The organism is Roseovarius indicus (assembly GCF_008728195.1).
GTDB classification, from domain to species: Bacteria; Pseudomonadota; Alphaproteobacteria; order Rhodobacterales; family Rhodobacteraceae; genus Roseovarius; species Roseovarius indicus.
This window is the reverse complement of the sequence record NZ_CP031598.1, coordinates 3,040,565-3,055,985: the sequence shown is the minus strand read 5'-3', so window position 1 is coordinate 3,055,985 and position 15,421 is coordinate 3,040,565. Positions and strand designations below refer to the sequence as shown.

The following is a 15,421-nucleotide window of genomic DNA, read 5'->3' as shown; positions in this document are numbered from 1 at the left end:
GAGGGACGCGCCGATCCGCGGCGTCGCAAGAACAAAGGCAATATAACGATGGCGACAGATCGACAAAATCTGCAGGACGCATTTCTGAATCAGGTCCGCAAGACCAAGATTCCTGTAACGGTTTTCCTGATCAATGGTGTGAAGCTTCAGGGCGTGATCACCTGGTTTGACAATTTTTGCATCCTTCTGCGCCGGGATGGTCAGTCGCAGCTTGTCTACAAGCATGCGGTCTCGACCATCATGCCGTCGCAGCCGGTAAACCTGTATGACGGGGATGACTCCTCGTCATCCTGATACGGGGGTTGAGTGACCCAGACTGACACCGCCGCCACCCGCGCCTGGGTGGTGCATCCGGATATTCCCGGGGACGCCGACGCGCGTGACCCGGCCTACGCGCTGGAAGAAGCCGTTGCCCTGGCACATGCGTTGCCGGGGCTTCAGGTGTGCGGCTCGAACGTGGTGCGCCTGCGCCAGCCGCACCCGGGCACGCTCTTCTCCAAGGGCAAGCTTCAAGAGCTGCAGGCACTGATCGAGGCCGAGGAGGTCGAGCTTCTGCTGGTCGACGGGCCGGTCACGCCGGTGCAGCAGCGCAACCTCGAGAAAGACCTCAAGGTGAAGCTGCTCGACCGGACGGGGCTGATCCTCGAGATCTTCAGCGACCGCGCCGCCACCCGCGAGGGTGTGCTGCAGGTCGAGATGGCGGCCTTGTCCTATCAACGCACCCGCCTCGTCCGCGCCTGGACCCACCTCGAACGCCAGCGCGGCGGGCTCGGCTTCGTCGGCGGCCCCGGCGAGACCCAGATCGAGGCCGACCGCCGCGCCATCGACGAACAGCTCGTGCGGCTGAAACGCCAGCTCGAAAAGGTCGTGAAGACCCGCAGCCTGCACCGCGCGGCCCGCGCCAAGGTGCCGTTCCCCATCGTGGCGCTGGTGGGCTATACCAACGCCGGCAAGTCGACGCTCTTCAACCGGATGACCGGGGCCGACGTGATGGCGAAGGACATGCTTTTCGCCACGCTCGACCCGACGATGCGCAAGATCGAACTGCCCGGTAACGGTCCGGAAGTCATTCTGTCCGATACGGTGGGCTTCATCTCGAACCTGCCCACCGAGCTGGTCGCGGCCTTCCGCGCGACGCTGGAAGAGGTGACGGCGGCCGACCTGATCGTCCATGTCCGCGACATCTCGCACCCCGAGAGCGAGGAACAGGCGGCCGATGTCGCCGCGATCCTCGAAAGCCTCGGCGTGCAGAAGGAAGTGCCGCAGATCGAGCTGTGGAACAAGATCGACCGCGTCGAGACCGAGGCGCGCCTGGTGCTCGAAAATCGCGCCGGCCGTTCAGACAATGTTTACCTTATGTCGGCCGTGACCGGTGAGGGGATCGGCGACGTGGTCGAGGCGATCAAGGAAGAGATCGCCGGCGTGACCTCGGTCGAGGTGCTGCACCTGGGCTTCGACGACGGGCGGCGGCGCGCCTGGCTCTTCGAAAAGGGCCTGGTCGAGGACGAGGCCCAGGACGAGGACGGCTATCACCTGACGGTGCGCTGGAACGCCCGGCAGGCCGCCCAGTTCGAGGCGATCTGATCGCGCCCCGTCACGCTGGCGTGATGCGGCTTGGCAGCGTGGGAAACTTGTGCCTATCTAGGGGTTGACCGATCGGTACAGGAGTTGCCCCATGGCCAAGACATTCGCCGAACTCGCCTTCACCCCCGCGGTGCGCGAGATGCAGGAAAAACAGGGCTCGGCCCGGATCTATGACCGTATGCTCGACCCCGACGCCGCACGGGGCGACCGGCTCGGCCCCGACGAGGTGCGCTTCATCGGCCTGCGCGACGGCTTCTACCAGGCCACGGTGGGCGAGACGGGCTGGCCTTACGTGCAATTCCGCGGCGGCCCGCGCGGCTTCCTCAAGGTGCTGGACGACAAGACCATCGCCTATGCCGATTTCCGCGGCAACCGGCAATATATCAGCGACGGCAACCTCAAGGGCGATGACCGCATCGCATTGATTCTCGTGGATTATCCCAACTCCGCCCGGATCAAGATCTTCGGCCGCGCGCGCCTGTCCGACGACCCCGACCTGATCGCCCGGCTGCGCGACGACGGCTACCGCGCCCGGGTGGAACGGGCGGGGGTGATCACCGTGGAAGGCTTCGACTGGAACTGCCCCCAGCACCTGCCCGTGCGCCTGACGGTCGAGGAACTGGAGCCGGTTCTGGCGCCCATCCGCAAGGAACTGGCCGATCTGAAAGCCGAGAACGCGGCGCTGAAGGCAAGGTTGGAAAAGTAGGGGCGCTGCCCCGCCGGGCCTTCGGCGCGACTCCCCGGGATATTTTGACCAAGAAGAAGCAGTGGCGCGACACCCGGCTTCTTCTTGGTGTAAATATCCCCGCCGGAGGCTCCCAAAGGGGCGTCTGACCCCGGCGCAGAAGGTTAGATGGCCCGGTCCTGGTAATGCCGCAGTACGAAGAGCCGGATGGCCGAGGCGAGGCCCAGATCGGTGCCGCGCGCCTCGTCGATCTCGGCGGCGAGCGCGTTGATGGGCTGGCCGCGGTCGGCGGCGATGGTGCGGAAGGCGTCCCAGAATTCCGCCTCGAGCGAGACGCTGGTGCGGTGGCCGCGCAGCGTGAGCGAGTGCTTGACGGGGCGGTGGCTCATCTGTCGCGCTTGTGCCCGTCGATATGTTTGCCGGCCTTGTCGGCGGCGTCAGCATCGCGGGCCTTCTCAGCCTTCGTCCGGCCGAATTTCACGGCATTCTCGTCGGCCCGGGCGCGTTTCTCCGCCCGGGCCTTGTCCTTGCGGACCCGGTTCAGGTTGACCGGTTTGCCGCTCATTTCGGGCCGATCATCTGTTCCGGCCGGACCACGCGGTCGAAGGTTTCGGCATCGACGAAGCCCAGCGCGATGGCTTCTTCCTTGAGCGTCGTGCCGTTCTTGTGCGCGGTCTTGGCGACCTTGGTGGCGTTGTCATAGCCGATCTCGGGCGCCAGCGCCGTGACCAGCATCAGCGACTCGCGCATCAGCTTCTCGATCCGGTCGCTGTTGGCTTCCAGCCCGTCGATCAGGTTATCGGTGAAGGCCGAGGCCGCGTCGCCCAGAAGCTGCATGGATTGCAGCACGTTATAGGCCATCATCGGCTTGTAGACGTTGAGCTCGAAATGGCCCTGCGAGCCGGCGAAGCCCACCGCCGCGTCATTGCCCATCACATGCGCGCAGACCTGCGTCAGCGCCTCGCACTGGGTGGGGTTCACCTTGCCGGGCATGATCGAGGAGCCCGGCTCGTTTTCCGGCAGGATCAGCTCGCCCAACCCGCAGCGGGGGCCCGAGCCCAAGAGGCGTATGTCGTTGGCGATCTTGAAGAGCGAGGCCGCGACGGTTTTCAGCGCGCCCGAGATTTCGACCATGGCGTCATGCGCCGCCAGCGCCTCGAACTTGTTGGGCGCGGTCACGAAGGGCAGGCCGGTGATTTCCGCCATGTTGGCGGCCACCGTCACGTCCCAGCCCTTGCGGGTGTTGAGCCCGGTGCCGACGGCCGTGCCGCCCTGCGCCAGCTCGTAGATCCGCCCGAGCGCGCCGCGCACCCGTTCGATCCCCATGGCGACCTGGTGGGCATAGCCCGAGAATTCCTGGCTCAGCGTCAGCGGCGTGGCGTCCTGCGTGTGGGTGCGGCCGATCTTGATGATGCCGTCGAACTGCTGAACCTTCTGCTCCAGCGCCGCGTGCAGCTTGGCCAGCCCCGGCAGCAGCACGTTATGCGCCGTCGTGGCGGTCGAGATATGCATCGCCGTCGGGAAGGTGTCGTTCGAGCTTTGCCCCATGTTGCAGTGATCATTGGGGTGCACGGGGTCCTTGGTGCCCATGGTGCCGCCCAGGATCTCGATCGCACGGTTGGCGATGACCTCGTTGGCGTTCATGTTGGACTGCGTGCCCGAGCCCGTCTGCCAGACCACCAGCGGGAAGTTGTCGTCGAGCTTGCCGTCGATCACCTCGCCCGCGGCCTCGATGATGGCGTCGGCGAGCTTGGCGTCCAGCGTGCCCTGTACCTTGTTGGCCATGGCGCAGGCCTTCTTGATGACCCCCAGCGCCCGCACTACCGCCACCGGCTGTTTCTCCCAGCCGATGGGGAAGTTCATGATCGAGCGTTGCGTCTGCGCCCCCCAGTACTTGTCGGCGGGCACCTCGAGAGGGCCGAAGCTGTCGGTTTCGGTGCGGGTGTCGGTCATTGGGGGGCTCTCCTGAAAACGGTTTGCCCCCGTCATACCCAAGTGGCGGGAAAGATCAATGCGTGCGGCGGCGGAAGACGAAGACGCGCGCGGGCGGCAGGTTGACCCAGATGGTGCCCAGCCTCTCGACCGAGAGCCCCAGCTCGCGCTGCATCTCGGCCGAGATGGGCGGGTTGGGGCTGTAGGTGATCTGGGTGAAGAAGCCGCCGGGTTTCATCAGGCGGAAGGCCGGGCCCACCACCTCGCGCTGGATCTTCGGACGGGCCAGCACCGGCACGCCCGAGACGACGGCGCCAAGCTCGGAGAGGCCCAGCTTCTCGATATCCTGCGCCGGGCGGTTGAGGACGCGGACACCGGGAAAGCGCTGGCGGAGGATGTCGCAGAAGCGGTCGTTGGTTTCCAGCAGCGTCAGCTGCTCGGGCGGCACCCCGCGGGCGAGGATCGCCTTGGTGAAGCTGCCCGTACCCGGGCCGATCTCGACCACCGGGCCGATATTGCGGTGCAGCCCTTCGGTCATGCGCCAGGCGACGGCGCTGGAGGAGGGCAGGAGGGCCGAAACCTCTGCCGGGTGGCGCAGCATTTCACCAAGGAAAAGCCCCATATCGTTTGCCATGTTCGCGTCCTCTGCGGTGTGTTTTGCAGCGGCATAGCAAAGGCAAGTGACGGGGCAAGCGGGGGCGTCAATTCTTCATGAAAACTTCACGCGCACGGGCGCGCGCGGGTCACTTGCGGAAGCTGTCGAGGCTGACGACCTCGGCGTCCTTCTTCTCCGTCTCGTCCTCGACATCCTCGGCGAAATCGGCCTGCTCGTCGTCCTCGGCGCTGTCGTCGTCCTCGTCGTCTTCGTGGCTTTCGAAGCGGAGGCCGAACTCGACCGAGGGGTCGACGAAGGTCTGGATGGCGTCATAGGGGATGTAGAGGCTTTCCGGCTCGTCGCCGAAATTCAGCGTGACGCCAAAGCCGTCGTCGTTGACCTCGAGATTGTCGAACCAGTGCTGCATCACCACGGTCATCTCGGTCGGGTAGCGTTCCCGCAGCCAGGGCGCCAGCCGGGCCTCCGGGTGGGTGGTGTCGAAGGTGATGAAGAAATGGTGGTTTCCGGGCAACCCATGATCGCGCACATCCGAAAGAACCTCCTGGATGAGGCCGCGCATCGCGCTGTGCATGAGTTTTCCGTAGTCGATCTCTCGCGCCATGATGTCCCCGGGTCACGCCCGTTTGTTTGAGGGATTCTCTCTCTAACAAAGACCCGTGGCGGTCTGGCGTCAAACAAATAATTCCGCGGCACCCGAGATGGCCGCCATCAGCCCGAGGCTGAGGATGAGCGGCAGACGCAGGGCCAGCAGGAGGAGAACGGCAATGCCGATGAAAACAAGGTTTTCCGGGATCAGGCTGGCCAGCTCGACCCGGGGGCCGAAGCGGCCGGGCGTGACGTTTGCAAAGATCACGTGCAGGGCGAACCAGACGGACAGGTTGAGGATCACGCCCACCACGCCGGCCGAGATCGCATCGAGCGCGCCGCGCAGGCGAGGGCGGGCGAGCAGGGTTTCCACGTAAGGTGCCCCGGCGAAGATCCACAGGAAACAGGGCGTGAAGGTGACCCAGAGCGTGAGGGTGGCGGCGCCGAAGGCCAGCCAAGGCCCGCCTTCGGCGAAGCCCGCCAGGAAGCCCACGAACTGGGTGACGAGGATCAGCGGCCCGGGGGTGGTTTCGGCAAGGCCGAGGGCGTCGATCATCTCGGGCGTGGTGAGCCAGCCATGGGTCTCGACCACGGCCTGGGTCATGTAGGCCAGCACCGCGTAGGCTCCGCCGAAGGTGACCACGGCCAGTTGCGAGAAGAAAAGGGCGAGGTCGGTGAGGAAGGTGGCGCCGGAGAGCCAGAGAACCGCCACGGGGGCCAGCCAGAGCGTGCCCCAGACGGTGATCGTGCGCAGCGTGGCGGGGCGCTCGGGCGGCGGCGCCGGCTCGTGGGCCTCGGACCGGGTCACAAGGTAGCCCCAGAGCGCCGCAGCGGCGATGATGAGCGGGAAGGGGACCGACAGGAAGAAGAGCGCGGCGAAGGCGAGCGCCGCCAGTATCCAGCTCGACGCGCCGCCAAGCGCCTTTCGCGACAGCCGCCAGAGCGCCTGCAGCACGACCACGACAACCGCGGCCTTGATGCCGGCGAAGAGCGACTGCACCAGCGGTACGTCGCCGTAATGGGCATACCCGAAGGCGAGCCCCATGATGACCGCCGCGCCGGGCAGCACGAAGAGCAGCCCCGCGATCAGCCCGCCCGGCACGCCGCGCAGCTTCCAGCCGGCATAGGTGGCCAGCTGCATGGCTTCCGGCCCCGGCAGGAGCATGCAGAAGGACAGCGCCTGAAGGAACTGTTTCTCGGTGAGCCATTTGTGCCGCTCGACCAGCTCGGCATGCATCAGCGAAATCTGCGCCGCCGGCCCGCCGAAGGACAGCACGCCGATGCGGGCGAAGGTGGCGAAGAGCTGGGAAAGCGGCGTGTCCATGAGGCCCGGGTGTATCCCGCCTGCGGGACGATGCAAGCGGCGAGACGGGGTGTCGCAAAACTGTCACCTGTGGGGGCGCGCGTTTTCCGCGCGGAAAACGGGATAGAAAATGCGTATTTTCTATCCCGGAATTTGTGCAAATTCCGGGTGCGCCGCGACGTCATCGAAAGGGGAATAAAGTGCAGGCTTCTGTTGCCAGGTGCCTGCGAACCCCGCCTTACCTTGCTAGAGGCAAGGGCTTAGATTTCGGTCTTGTTACCGCTTACGCGGCAACTGCAACCGGAGCACGATTGTCGTTGGCAATTATGCTTGTACGGACCGATAACGGTGGTACCTCACCGGGACAAAGCCACTCCTTTACACGTTCGTCGATCCTGTTTCGGCCCCAGATCCCCCCAACGACGGGTGATTTGGTGGAGCCGCCGGGTACCGCCCCCGGGTCCGATCCGCTTATTACGAGCGCGTTTATGCCCATAGTTCCCGAAGGAACATTGCGAACATAGGCCTTTGATTTGGTTTTTGAAAGGGGCGTGATGCGGGGAAGCCGAGAAAATTCGCCCGTTTCCGTACGAAAGATTCGCCCTAGCTCAACCTGTGGGTACATGCCCGGTATGTCGCGTAAAGGGTAAAAAACGTCGCGGGTATTTGTAATACCCGGCGGAATCGGGTTAGCTTTGCCCCCTAGGCATTGGCGGATTTTTGCCTTTGCCGAAAAAACGGGCAACAACGAGGCACCTTGGCGCCGAGGCGGACTGCCCGCCGGTTCCCAAGTGTCAAAGCAGGAGGGACATCGTGTTCAAGAAGATCATGACGCCGGTCGACCTGGCACATAAGGGCGATCTGGGAAAGGCGCTGGACTGTGCGGCCGACCTGGCCAAGCACTACGGCGCCGAAGTCGTCTATGTCGGCGTCACCGCCGCCACGCCGAGTTCGACGGCCCATAACCCGGAAGAGTTCGAGGCCAAGCTCAAGGCCTTTGCCGAGGAGCAGGGCAAACAGCACGGCGTGACCGTCTCCTCGAAGATGGAAATGTGCCACGATCCGACGACGGAAGTGGACGACGCGATCATCAAGGCGACGAAGGAGACAGGCGCCGACCTGGTCATCATGGCCAGCCACGTGCCCAACGTGTTCGATATCGTCTGGCCGTCGAACGGCGGCAGCGTGGCGGAGCACGTGGACTGTTCGGTCCTGGTGGTTCGCAGCTGATCTCGGCCGACAGGGCGGACGAATAAGACACTCACAACAAGGAGCCATGCATGGCCGATGAAACGACAGTAGAAGACCAGGGGATACCCGCGCCGGAAGGCACGGTAGACCTCATCGATACCGATTACGAGATCGGTCAGGACAACATTCAAACCAAGATCGGGCCGTTCGGTCTCGATATTCATAACCCGGTCTTCGTGATCTCGGGCCTCGTGATCATTGCCTTTGTTGCTTTCGCGCTGTTCGCGGCCGACACGGCGAACGCCCTTTTCAACGGTGTGAACCCGGAGGATGTCGAGGGATGCGAGGCCGGTGCCTTCTGCGACCTCGGCCTCAGGACCTATCTCACCCAGACCTTCGACTGGTTCTTCCTCTGGGGGGCGAATATCTTCGTCGTCTTCTGCCTGTTCCTGATCGTCAGCCCCTGGGGCTCGGTCAAGCTGGGCGGGACCGAGGCGACGCCTGATTACGGCTACCCGGGTTGGTTCGCGATGCTGTTCGCGGCCGGCATGGGCATCGGCCTGATGTTCTTCGGCGTGCTGGAACCGGCCTATTACTTCGGCACACCGTGGGGGGATGCCCCGCTTGGCACGGTGCGGCCCTTCGGCGAGGATGGCGCTCTGATCCAGGAAAACGTGGCGGAAGCCCGTCGCATGGCGCTGGCCGCGACCTCGTTCCACTGGGCGCTTCACCCCTGGGCGATCTACGCGGTGGTGGCACTGGCGCTGGCGCTGTTCTCCTACAACAAGGGTCTGCCGCTTTCGATCCGCTCGGCCTTCTACCCGATCTTCGGCGAGCGGGTCTGGGGCTGGACCGGCCATATCATCGACACGCTGGCCGTTTTCGCCACGCTGTTCGGCCTGGCCACCTCGCTCGGGATCGGCGCGCAACAGGCCAATGCCGGCATCAACTATGTCTACGGCGTGCCCAACAACATGACGGTCCAGGTTCTGCTGATCTGCGGGATCACCGCGATTGCCCTTGTTTCGGTGCTGCGCGGCCTCGACGGCGGCGTGAAGGTGTTGTCGGAGATCAACATGGTCGTCGCGATGGTTCTGCTGCTCTTCGTGCTGTTCACCGCCGGGGCGGTCGGAATCTTCACCGACTTCATCTCGACGCTGGGCGCCTACGTGCAGGAGGTCATACCGCTGTCGAACCCGCATGGCCGTGAAGATACCGGCTACATGCAGGGCTGGACGGCGTTCTACTGGGCCTGGTGGATTTCCTGGTCACCGTTCGTGGGCATGTTCATCGCCCGCGTCAGCCGGGGCCGCAGCGTGCGCGAGTTCATCACCTGCGTGCTGATCATCCCGTCGGTCGTCTGCATCTTCTGGATGGCGGTCTTTGGCGGCTCGGCGATCAACGACATGATCGCGAACCCCGAAACGTCGGCGGTCAAGGCGAACGTGATCGACAGCTACGCGCCCGAGCTTTCGCTCTTCGCGATGCTCGAAAGCCTGCCGCTGACGGCGATCACCTCGACCATCGGGGTCATCCTCGTGATCGTGTTCTTCGTGACGTCGTCGGACTCGGGCTCGCTGGTGATCGACACGATCACCGCGGGTGGCAAGGTCGACGCGCCGGTGCCGCAGCGTGTCTTCTGGTGCACCTTCGAAGGGCTGGTCGCGATCGCGCTGCTGGTCGGCGGTGGACTCGGGGCGCTACAGGCGATGGTGATTTCAACGGGCCTGCCGTTCACCATCATCCTGATCGTGCTCTGTATCGGCATCACCAAGGGGCTGATGAGCGAAAAGCGCGCCTGACGTAAAGGCAAACTTGCCAACAGGAAGCCCCCCGGGTGTTGCAGCCCGGGGGGCTTTGTTGTTTCCTGCCCCCGATAACGGGTGACCTTGGGGGGGCGACATGCCGGATAAGCTGGATCTCGATTTCGTGCGGGCGCAGTTTCCCGCGTTTTCCGAACCGACCTTGCAGGGGCAGGCCTTCTTCGAGAATGCCGGGGGCTCCTATACCTGCGGGCCGGTGATCGACCGGCTGGAGCGGTATTACCGCCAGCGCAAGGTGCAGCCCTATGCGCCCTACGAGGCCAGCCGCCTGGCGGGCGAGGAGATGGACGAGGCGCGCAGCCGGCTGGCCGCGATGCTGGGGGTCAAGACGCATGAGCTGAGCTTCGGCCCCTCGACCACGCAGAACACCTATGTGCTGGCGCAGGCCTTTCGCGAGTGGCTGGGCGAGGGCAACGCGATCATCGTCACCGACCAGGACCACGAGGCGAACTCGGGCCCGTGGCGGCGGCTGGCCGATGCCGGGATCGAGGTGCGCGAATGGCGGATCGACCGCGAGACGGGGCTGTTACGGCTGGAAGACCTCGAGGACCTGCTGGACGACAATGTGCGGCTGGTGTGTTTTCCGCATTGCTCGAACATCGTCGGCGCCGTGAACCCGGTGGCCGAGATCACGGCCGCCGCCCATGCCTCGGGCGCGTTCGTCTGCGTCGACGGGGTCAGCTATGCGCCGCACGGCTTTCCGAACGTGGGCGAGATGCGGCCGGATATCTACCTGTTCTCGGCCTACAAGACCTATGGTCCGCACCAGGGGATCATGGTGATCCGGGAAGAACTGGGCCGGCTGCTGCCGAACCAGGCGCACTGGTTCAACGCCGACACGCTTTACAAGCGGTTCACGCCCGCCGGGCCGGACCATGCGCAGGTCGCGGCCAGCGCCGGGATGGCCGATTACTACGACGCGCTGGCCGGGCATCATGGCATCGGCGGGGATGCGGCGGCGCGGACGAGCGGCGTGCATGACCTCTTCCGCGCGCATGAAAGCGAGCTGTTGCAGCCGGTGCTGGATTTCCTGTCAGACCGGAACTCGGTGCGGCTGATCGGCCCCCGGATGGCGCCCGAGAAGGCGCCCACGGTGGCGATGGAACTCCCCGGGCCGGGGGAGGACGCGGCGGCGAAGCTGGCGGGTCACGGCATCATGGCAGGCGGCGGCGATTTCTACGGCTCGCGGCCCTTGCAGGCGATGGGCGTGGACCTGAAGAAGGGCGTGCTGCGGCTGAGTTTCGTGCATTACACCACCAAGGCCGAGGTCGATCAGCTTCTGACCGCGCTGGACGACGTGATCTGATCCGCTAGATCGCCTCTTGCGTAATGAGTGAAAGGCAAGAGGCGGGGCATGAGTGACAACCGACCAACAATCCTGTGGCTGAGGCGTGATCTGCGGCTGAGCGACCATCCGGCGCTGGTGGCGGCGGTGGAGCGCGGCGGGCCGGTCATTCCGGTCTTCATCCGCGATGACAGTGTCGACCGGCTGGGCGCCGCACCGCGCTGGCGGCTGGGCCTGTCACTGGAGGACCTGGCGGCGCGGCTGGCGGACAAGGGCAGCCGGCTCATCTTCCGGGCGGGGCCTGCACGCGAGGTTCTGCGGGACCTGGTCAAGGAGGCCGGGGCAGGGGCGGTCTATTGGTCGCGGCTCTATGATCCAGAGGCGATCGAACGGGACACGGATGTCAAATCTCTGCTGAAGGACGAGGGCATCGAGGCGGAAAGCTTCGAAGGCCACGTGCTGTTCGAGCCGTGGACGGTCGAGACCGGGCAGGGCGGGTACTACAAGGTTTACTCCCCCATGTGGCGCGCCGTGAAGGATCGCGAGGTGCCCGAGGCGCTGTCGACCCCGTCGAAGATACCCGCGCCCGAAAGCTGGCCGGAGAGCGACAAGCTGGAAGACTGGCAGCTTGGCGCCGCGATGAACCGGGGCGCCGCCGTGTGCCTCCCGCATCAGCGCGTGGGCGAGGAGGCCGCGCAGGGCCGGCTGGGCTGGTTCGCGGGCCATGCCATCGGCGACTACAAGACGGGCCGCAACATGGTGGCCGACGAGGGCTGCTCCGGCCTGTCGGAGAACCTGACCTATGGCGAGATTTCCCCGCGCCAGTGCTGGCATGCCGGGTGGCGGGCCGTGGAGGAGGGCGCCGAGGGGGCCGAGACCTGGGTCAAGGAACTCGTCTGGCGCGAGTTCGCCTATCACCTGATCTATCACACACCCCAGATCACCGAACGCAACTGGCGCGAGGGGTGGGACCGCTTCCCGTGGGAGGAGAAGGAAGACCGCCAGAGCGTGCTGCGTTGGAAGCAGGGCCGCACGGGGGTGCCCTTTGTCGATGCCGCCATGCGCGAGATGTACGTGACCGGCAAGATGCACAACCGTGCCCGGATGATCGTGGCAAGCTACCTGACCAAGCACATGATGACCCATTGGGAGATCGGCAAGCGCTGGTTCGAGGACTGCCTGACCGATTGGGACCCGGCCAGCAACGCGCTCGGCTGGCAATGGACGGCCGGCTGTGGCCCCGATGCCGCGCCCTATTTCCGCATCTTCAACCCCGAGACGCAGGCCGAGAAGTTCGACAAGGACGGAACCTATCGCCGCCGCTGGATCGCCGAGGGGCAATCGCGCCCGACGAAGACCGCACTGTCCTATTTCGAGGCCATCCCGCGCAGTTGGGGCCTGTCGCCCGACGATGCCTACCCGGGCGAGCCGGTGGTCGGGCTGCAAGAGGGCAGAAAGCAGGCGCTGGCGGCCTACGAGGCGCGGGACTTTTGAAAACATTGACAAAACTGCTTGCTGCCCTGCGCGCCATCGGCCTAGCCTTGGTGAAACCGAACTGGGGGACCTGAATGATCCTGACCGACACGACCGGCCAGAAGGACCTGCCGCGCTACTTCGCGCAGGCTTTCGAGACGGTGAAGAAGATCAATTGCGGGCGGCTCGACTTCGTCCTGCCCGACGGGCGGCGCTTTCGCGTGGAAGGCAAGACGCCGGGGCCGGTGGCCGAGCTCGACATCCACAACCCGGATTGTTTCGCGCGGCTGATCCGCGAGGGGGATCTGGGGTTCTGCGACGCCTATCTTGAGGGGTGGTGGAGCACGCCCGACCTTCAGGCGCTGATGGATTTCGTGCACGAGGACAACTGGGACGTCTATGACGGCTTCCCTGGCATGGGGCTGGTACGCATGTACGAGCGGCTCCGGCACTGGCTGAAGCGGAACTCCAAGGCGCAGGCCAAGCGGAACATCAGCCACCATTACGACCTCGGCAACGAGTTTTACCGTCTTTGGCTGGACGATACGATGACCTATTCCAGCGCGCTCTTCCGCACGGGGCAGGAAAGCCTGGAAGCCGCCCAGACGCAGAAATATGCCAGCATGGTGGACCAGTTGGGCGCGAAGCCCGGCGACCATGTGCTTGAGATCGGCTGTGGCTGGGGCGGGTTCGCCGAATATGCCGCAAAAGAGCGCGGGCTGAAGGTGACGGGCCTCACGATCAGCCAGGAGCAATTCGCCTTTGCGCAAGAGCGGATCGCCAGGGCGGGCCTGCAGGACCAGGTAACCTTCAAGCTGCAGGACTATCGCGACGAGCGGGGCTCCTATGACGCGGTGGCCAGCATCGAGATGTTCGAGGCTGTGGGCGAGCAATACTGGCCCACCTATTTCGACACTGTGCGCGACCGGCTCAACCCCGGCGGCCGGGCGACGCTTCAGGTGATCACGGTCGAGGATCACCGCTTCGAAGCCTATCGCAACACGGTCGATTTCATCCAGAAATACATCTTCCCCGGTGGCATGCTGCCCAGCCCCTCGGTGCTGCGCGCCGAGGTGGAACGGGCCGGGCTTCAGGTGCTGCGCTCGATCGAGTTCGGCGAGAGCTACAGCCAGACCCTGCGCCGCTGGCACGACACCTTCAACGAGAAGTGGGACGAGGTCGCCCGCATGGGCTTCGACGACCGTTTCCGCCGGATGTGGAATTTCTACCTGACCTCTTGTGCCGGGGCGTTCCGTGGGGGAAACTGCGATGTGACACAGATCACCATCGCAAGGCCCGGATAACACATGCGCCCCACGGAAAGTATGCCCACCGTCGGCAAGTTCATCTGCGCCATAGGGCTCGCGGTGCTGGGCTGGCAGGCCACGCAGACGGTCAAGGCCATCTGGCCCGTGGAACAGGGGTTCGGCCTCTTCAGCGAGTTTACCGCGCTTTTGGGGCTGATCATCGGCTGGTGGGTCATGGGCAAGCGGATCGGGCGAGGCTACATGGCCGCGCTTGGCGCCGGGCTGACGGGGCTTGGCGCCTACCTGTTCTGGGAATTCCTGCTGCTGTCCTTCTACGAAATGATCCAGCGCTCGCTCGATCTGCGCTACAAGGGGCCGGTCGAGGCCTTCCAGGGGATGTTCGAGATCGCGTTCGAGTATGGGCAGAACGTCTATTACTGGCCGTTGATCGGCATGCTGGTCGGTGGCGCGATGCTGATCGGGCTGATCGCGGAAATCTTCACGCGTCGGGCCCGGTGATCGCATGCAGGAAGTCTTCGTCACGGGGCCGCTGGCCTGGTCTCCCCTGCTCGAGATCGTGTCGGGCGGAGAGATGCCCGGGCCGACGCGGCCCGCACGGCTGAGCGGGGCGGGGCTCGACCTTGGCCGCGATACCTGTTTTCCGCCGCTCGTGCCGTGGTCGGAGGGGGCGGCTGACGGTATCCTTGTCGATGTGCCCGAGCGGATCCTGTTCGACCGGGTCGAATTTTTCGCCGCGGTTCTCGGCCTGACGCCGGTGCCCAAGCATATCGAGGTCAATGGCGAGAGCCTGGCCGCCATTGCCTTTCTCGGGGATACGGACAGCGTGGCCGGCCCCGCTTGGGACGAGGCAGGCTGGTCGGCGCGCTGGGGCGCGATTGCGCTGGGCGCCGCGACCGAGATCATGGCCTATTTCGGCCGCAAGGACGCGCGAGAGGTGCAGGCGCATCTGCAAATGGTGCTGGCCCGGGCCGCGGCCCGCGCGGCGGCGGCCAACACGCCGCCCGCGACCGTGCGCAGCGCCACACCATCGTCAGAGGTGGACGAGGCCGCGCAGGAGTTGAGCCATGCCGGCTTCTTCCTGACGCGCACCCATTCGCTGCGGCATCCGGTCTTCGACGGCCATGTCAGCCCGCTGCTGCGACGCGAGGTGTTCGTGGCCACCGATGCGGCAATCGTGCTGCCCTACGACCCGGTGCGTGACCGGCTGTTGCTGGTCGAGCAGTTCCGCATGGGCCCTTATGGCCGGGGCGACCCGCTGCCCTTCGTGCTGGAGCCCGTGGCGGGCCGTGTCGATGCGGGCGAGACGCCCGAGGCCACCGCCCAACGCGAAGCATGGGAGGAGGCCGGGCTGCGCCTGACGGGGCTGGAGCACATGACGAGCCACTATTGCTCGCCCGGCTGCTCGACGGAGTTTTACCACTGTTACCTCGGCCTGACCGACCTGCCCGACATGGAAAAGGGGCGGGGAGGCCTCGAAACTGAGAACGAGGATATCCGCACCCACGTGCTCAGCTTCGACCGCGCCATGGAGCTGATCGAAAGCGGCGAGGCCAATATCGGGCCGCTGGTGCTGATGCTGCTCTGGCTTCAGCGGGAACGGCCGCGCCTGCGTTCTGCTTCTTGAGTTTCCGGGACACAGGTTCTAATCCTTCTCCGGCAATGCAAGAAGAGGGAGC

The 15,421-nt window shown here is 65.1% G+C and carries 16 protein-coding genes and 1 other RNA gene; 10 read left to right on the top strand and 7 right to left on the bottom strand.

Annotation, left to right across the window (positions count from 1 at the left end):
• Positions 1-48: 48 nt before the first annotated feature.
• From hfq to RIdsm_RS14530, 3 genes are all read left to right on the top strand, one after another.
• Complete coding sequence (gene hfq, locus RIdsm_RS14540; protein ID WP_057816152.1) at positions 49-294, top strand: RNA chaperone Hfq; 246 nt, start codon at positions 49-51, stop codon at positions 292-294.
• A gap of 12 nt (positions 295-306) precedes the next feature.
• Positions 307-1,584, top strand: coding sequence for a GTPase HflX (hflX, locus tag RIdsm_RS14535; RefSeq protein WP_057816153.1), 1,278 nt, complete (start codon positions 307-309; stop codon positions 1,582-1,584).
• Between the two features lie 91 nt (positions 1,585-1,675).
• On the top strand, positions 1,676-2,290 hold the full coding sequence (locus RIdsm_RS14530) for a pyridoxamine 5'-phosphate oxidase family protein (protein WP_057816154.1): 615 nt from the start codon (positions 1,676-1,678) through the stop codon (positions 2,288-2,290).
• 143 nt (positions 2,291-2,433) lie between these two features.
• Here RIdsm_RS14530 and RIdsm_RS14525 read toward each other — a convergent pair whose 3' ends face one another.
• The 7 genes from RIdsm_RS14525 to ssrA all read right to left on the bottom strand — a co-directional run bounded on the left by RIdsm_RS14525 (position 2,434) and on the right by ssrA (position 7,255).
• Complete coding sequence (locus RIdsm_RS14525) at positions 2,434-2,658, bottom strand: ribbon-helix-helix domain-containing protein (protein ID WP_057816155.1); 225 nt, start codon at positions 2,656-2,658, stop codon at positions 2,434-2,436.
• Positions 2,655-2,834: a DUF4169 family protein gene (locus RIdsm_RS14520; protein ID WP_057816156.1), complete on the bottom strand. Its 180-nt coding sequence runs from the start codon at positions 2,832-2,834 to the stop codon at positions 2,655-2,657. Before RIdsm_RS14520 ends, RIdsm_RS14525 begins: the two co-directional genes overlap by 4 nt.
• A complete protein-coding gene (fumC, locus tag RIdsm_RS14515; RefSeq protein WP_057816157.1) occupies positions 2,831-4,222 on the bottom strand; it encodes a class II fumarate hydratase in 1,392 nt (463 codons plus the stop codon). The genes RIdsm_RS14520 and fumC overlap by 4 nt, the downstream gene beginning before the upstream one ends.
• Positions 4,223-4,277: 55 nt before the next feature.
• Positions 4,278-4,835 (bottom strand): class I SAM-dependent methyltransferase, encoded by a 558-nt coding sequence (locus RIdsm_RS14510; RefSeq protein ID WP_057816158.1) that lies wholly within the window; start codon positions 4,833-4,835, stop codon positions 4,278-4,280.
• A 109-nt stretch (positions 4,836-4,944) separates the two neighbouring features.
• The gene (locus RIdsm_RS14505) at positions 4,945-5,418 is read right to left on the bottom strand and encodes an SspB family protein (RefSeq protein WP_057816159.1); all 474 of its coding nucleotides are present in this window, start codon (positions 5,416-5,418) and stop codon (positions 4,945-4,947) included.
• 69 nt (positions 5,419-5,487) lie between these two features.
• Positions 5,488-6,726 carry a chromate efflux transporter gene (chrA, locus tag RIdsm_RS14500; protein ID WP_057816160.1) on the bottom strand — a complete coding sequence of 413 codons (1,239 nt, stop codon included), beginning with the start codon at positions 6,724-6,726 and terminating at the stop codon, positions 5,488-5,490.
• Between the two features lie 178 nt (positions 6,727-6,904).
• Positions 6,905-7,255: a transfer-messenger RNA gene (ssrA, locus tag RIdsm_RS14495) on the bottom strand.
• Positions 7,256-7,518: 263 nt separating this feature from the next.
• On the opposite strand from ssrA, the gene RIdsm_RS14490 reads away from it, so the two are divergent.
• The 7 genes from RIdsm_RS14490 to RIdsm_RS14460 all read left to right on the top strand — a co-directional run bounded on the left by RIdsm_RS14490 (position 7,519) and on the right by RIdsm_RS14460 (position 15,369).
• Positions 7,519-7,935: a universal stress protein gene (locus RIdsm_RS14490; RefSeq protein ID WP_057816161.1), complete on the top strand. Its 417-nt coding sequence runs from the start codon at positions 7,519-7,521 to the stop codon at positions 7,933-7,935.
• 50 nt (positions 7,936-7,985) lie between these two features.
• The gene (locus RIdsm_RS14485; RefSeq protein WP_057816162.1) at positions 7,986-9,698 is read left to right on the top strand and encodes a BCCT family transporter; all 1,713 of its coding nucleotides are present in this window, start codon (positions 7,986-7,988) and stop codon (positions 9,696-9,698) included.
• A gap of 100 nt (positions 9,699-9,798) precedes the next feature.
• Complete coding sequence (locus RIdsm_RS14480) at positions 9,799-11,025, top strand: aminotransferase class V-fold PLP-dependent enzyme (protein ID WP_057816163.1); 1,227 nt, start codon at positions 9,799-9,801, stop codon at positions 11,023-11,025.
• Positions 11,026-11,073: 48 nt separating this feature from the next.
• On the top strand, positions 11,074-12,498 hold the full coding sequence (locus RIdsm_RS14475) for a cryptochrome/photolyase family protein (protein WP_057816164.1): 1,425 nt from the start codon (positions 11,074-11,076) through the stop codon (positions 12,496-12,498).
• A gap of 74 nt (positions 12,499-12,572) precedes the next feature.
• Positions 12,573-13,781 carry an SAM-dependent methyltransferase gene (locus tag RIdsm_RS14470; protein ID WP_057816165.1) on the top strand — a complete coding sequence of 403 codons (1,209 nt, stop codon included), beginning with the start codon at positions 12,573-12,575 and terminating at the stop codon, positions 13,779-13,781.
• Between the two features lie 21 nt (positions 13,782-13,802).
• Positions 13,803-14,243 (top strand): TrgA family protein, encoded by a 441-nt coding sequence (locus RIdsm_RS14465; RefSeq protein WP_057816166.1) that lies wholly within the window; start codon positions 13,803-13,805, stop codon positions 14,241-14,243.
• A gap of 4 nt (positions 14,244-14,247) precedes the next feature.
• On the top strand, positions 14,248-15,369 hold the full coding sequence (locus RIdsm_RS14460) for an NUDIX domain-containing protein (protein WP_057816167.1): 1,122 nt from the start codon (positions 14,248-14,250) through the stop codon (positions 15,367-15,369).
• Positions 15,370-15,421 lie beyond the last annotated feature (52 nt).

What these genes read in the sequence shown, in the direction of transcription:
- RIdsm_RS14530 (WP_057816154.1), top strand. Translation starts at nt 1,676, where the DNA reads ATGGCCAAGACATTCGCCGAACTCGCCTTCACCCCCGCGGTGCGCGAG.
- RIdsm_RS14505 (WP_057816159.1), bottom strand. Translation starts at nt 5,418, where the DNA reads ATGGCGCGAGAGATCGACTACGGAAAACTCATGCACAGCGCGATGCGC.
- RIdsm_RS14480 (WP_057816163.1), top strand. Translation starts at nt 9,799, where the DNA reads ATGCCGGATAAGCTGGATCTCGATTTCGTGCGGGCGCAGTTTCCCGCG.
- hfq (WP_057816152.1), top strand. Translation starts at nt 49, where the DNA reads ATGGCGACAGATCGACAAAATCTGCAGGACGCATTTCTGAATCAGGTC.
- RIdsm_RS14460 (WP_057816167.1), top strand. Translation starts at nt 14,248, where the DNA reads ATGCAGGAAGTCTTCGTCACGGGGCCGCTGGCCTGGTCTCCCCTGCTC.
- RIdsm_RS14475 (WP_057816164.1), top strand. Translation starts at nt 11,074, where the DNA reads ATGAGTGACAACCGACCAACAATCCTGTGGCTGAGGCGTGATCTGCGG.
- RIdsm_RS14470 (WP_057816165.1), top strand. Translation starts at nt 12,573, where the DNA reads ATGATCCTGACCGACACGACCGGCCAGAAGGACCTGCCGCGCTACTTC.
- RIdsm_RS14485 (WP_057816162.1), top strand. Translation starts at nt 7,986, where the DNA reads ATGGCCGATGAAACGACAGTAGAAGACCAGGGGATACCCGCGCCGGAA.
- RIdsm_RS14520 (WP_057816156.1), bottom strand. Translation starts at nt 2,834, where the DNA reads ATGAGCGGCAAACCGGTCAACCTGAACCGGGTCCGCAAGGACAAGGCC.
- RIdsm_RS14510 (WP_057816158.1), bottom strand. Translation starts at nt 4,835, where the DNA reads ATGGCAAACGATATGGGGCTTTTCCTTGGTGAAATGCTGCGCCACCCG.
- fumC (WP_057816157.1), bottom strand. Translation starts at nt 4,222, where the DNA reads ATGACCGACACCCGCACCGAAACCGACAGCTTCGGCCCTCTCGAGGTG.
- chrA (WP_057816160.1), bottom strand. Translation starts at nt 6,726, where the DNA reads ATGGACACGCCGCTTTCCCAGCTCTTCGCCACCTTCGCCCGCATCGGC.
- RIdsm_RS14465 (WP_057816166.1), top strand. Translation starts at nt 13,803, where the DNA reads ATGCCCACCGTCGGCAAGTTCATCTGCGCCATAGGGCTCGCGGTGCTG.
- RIdsm_RS14525 (WP_057816155.1), bottom strand. Translation starts at nt 2,658, where the DNA reads ATGAGCCACCGCCCCGTCAAGCACTCGCTCACGCTGCGCGGCCACCGC.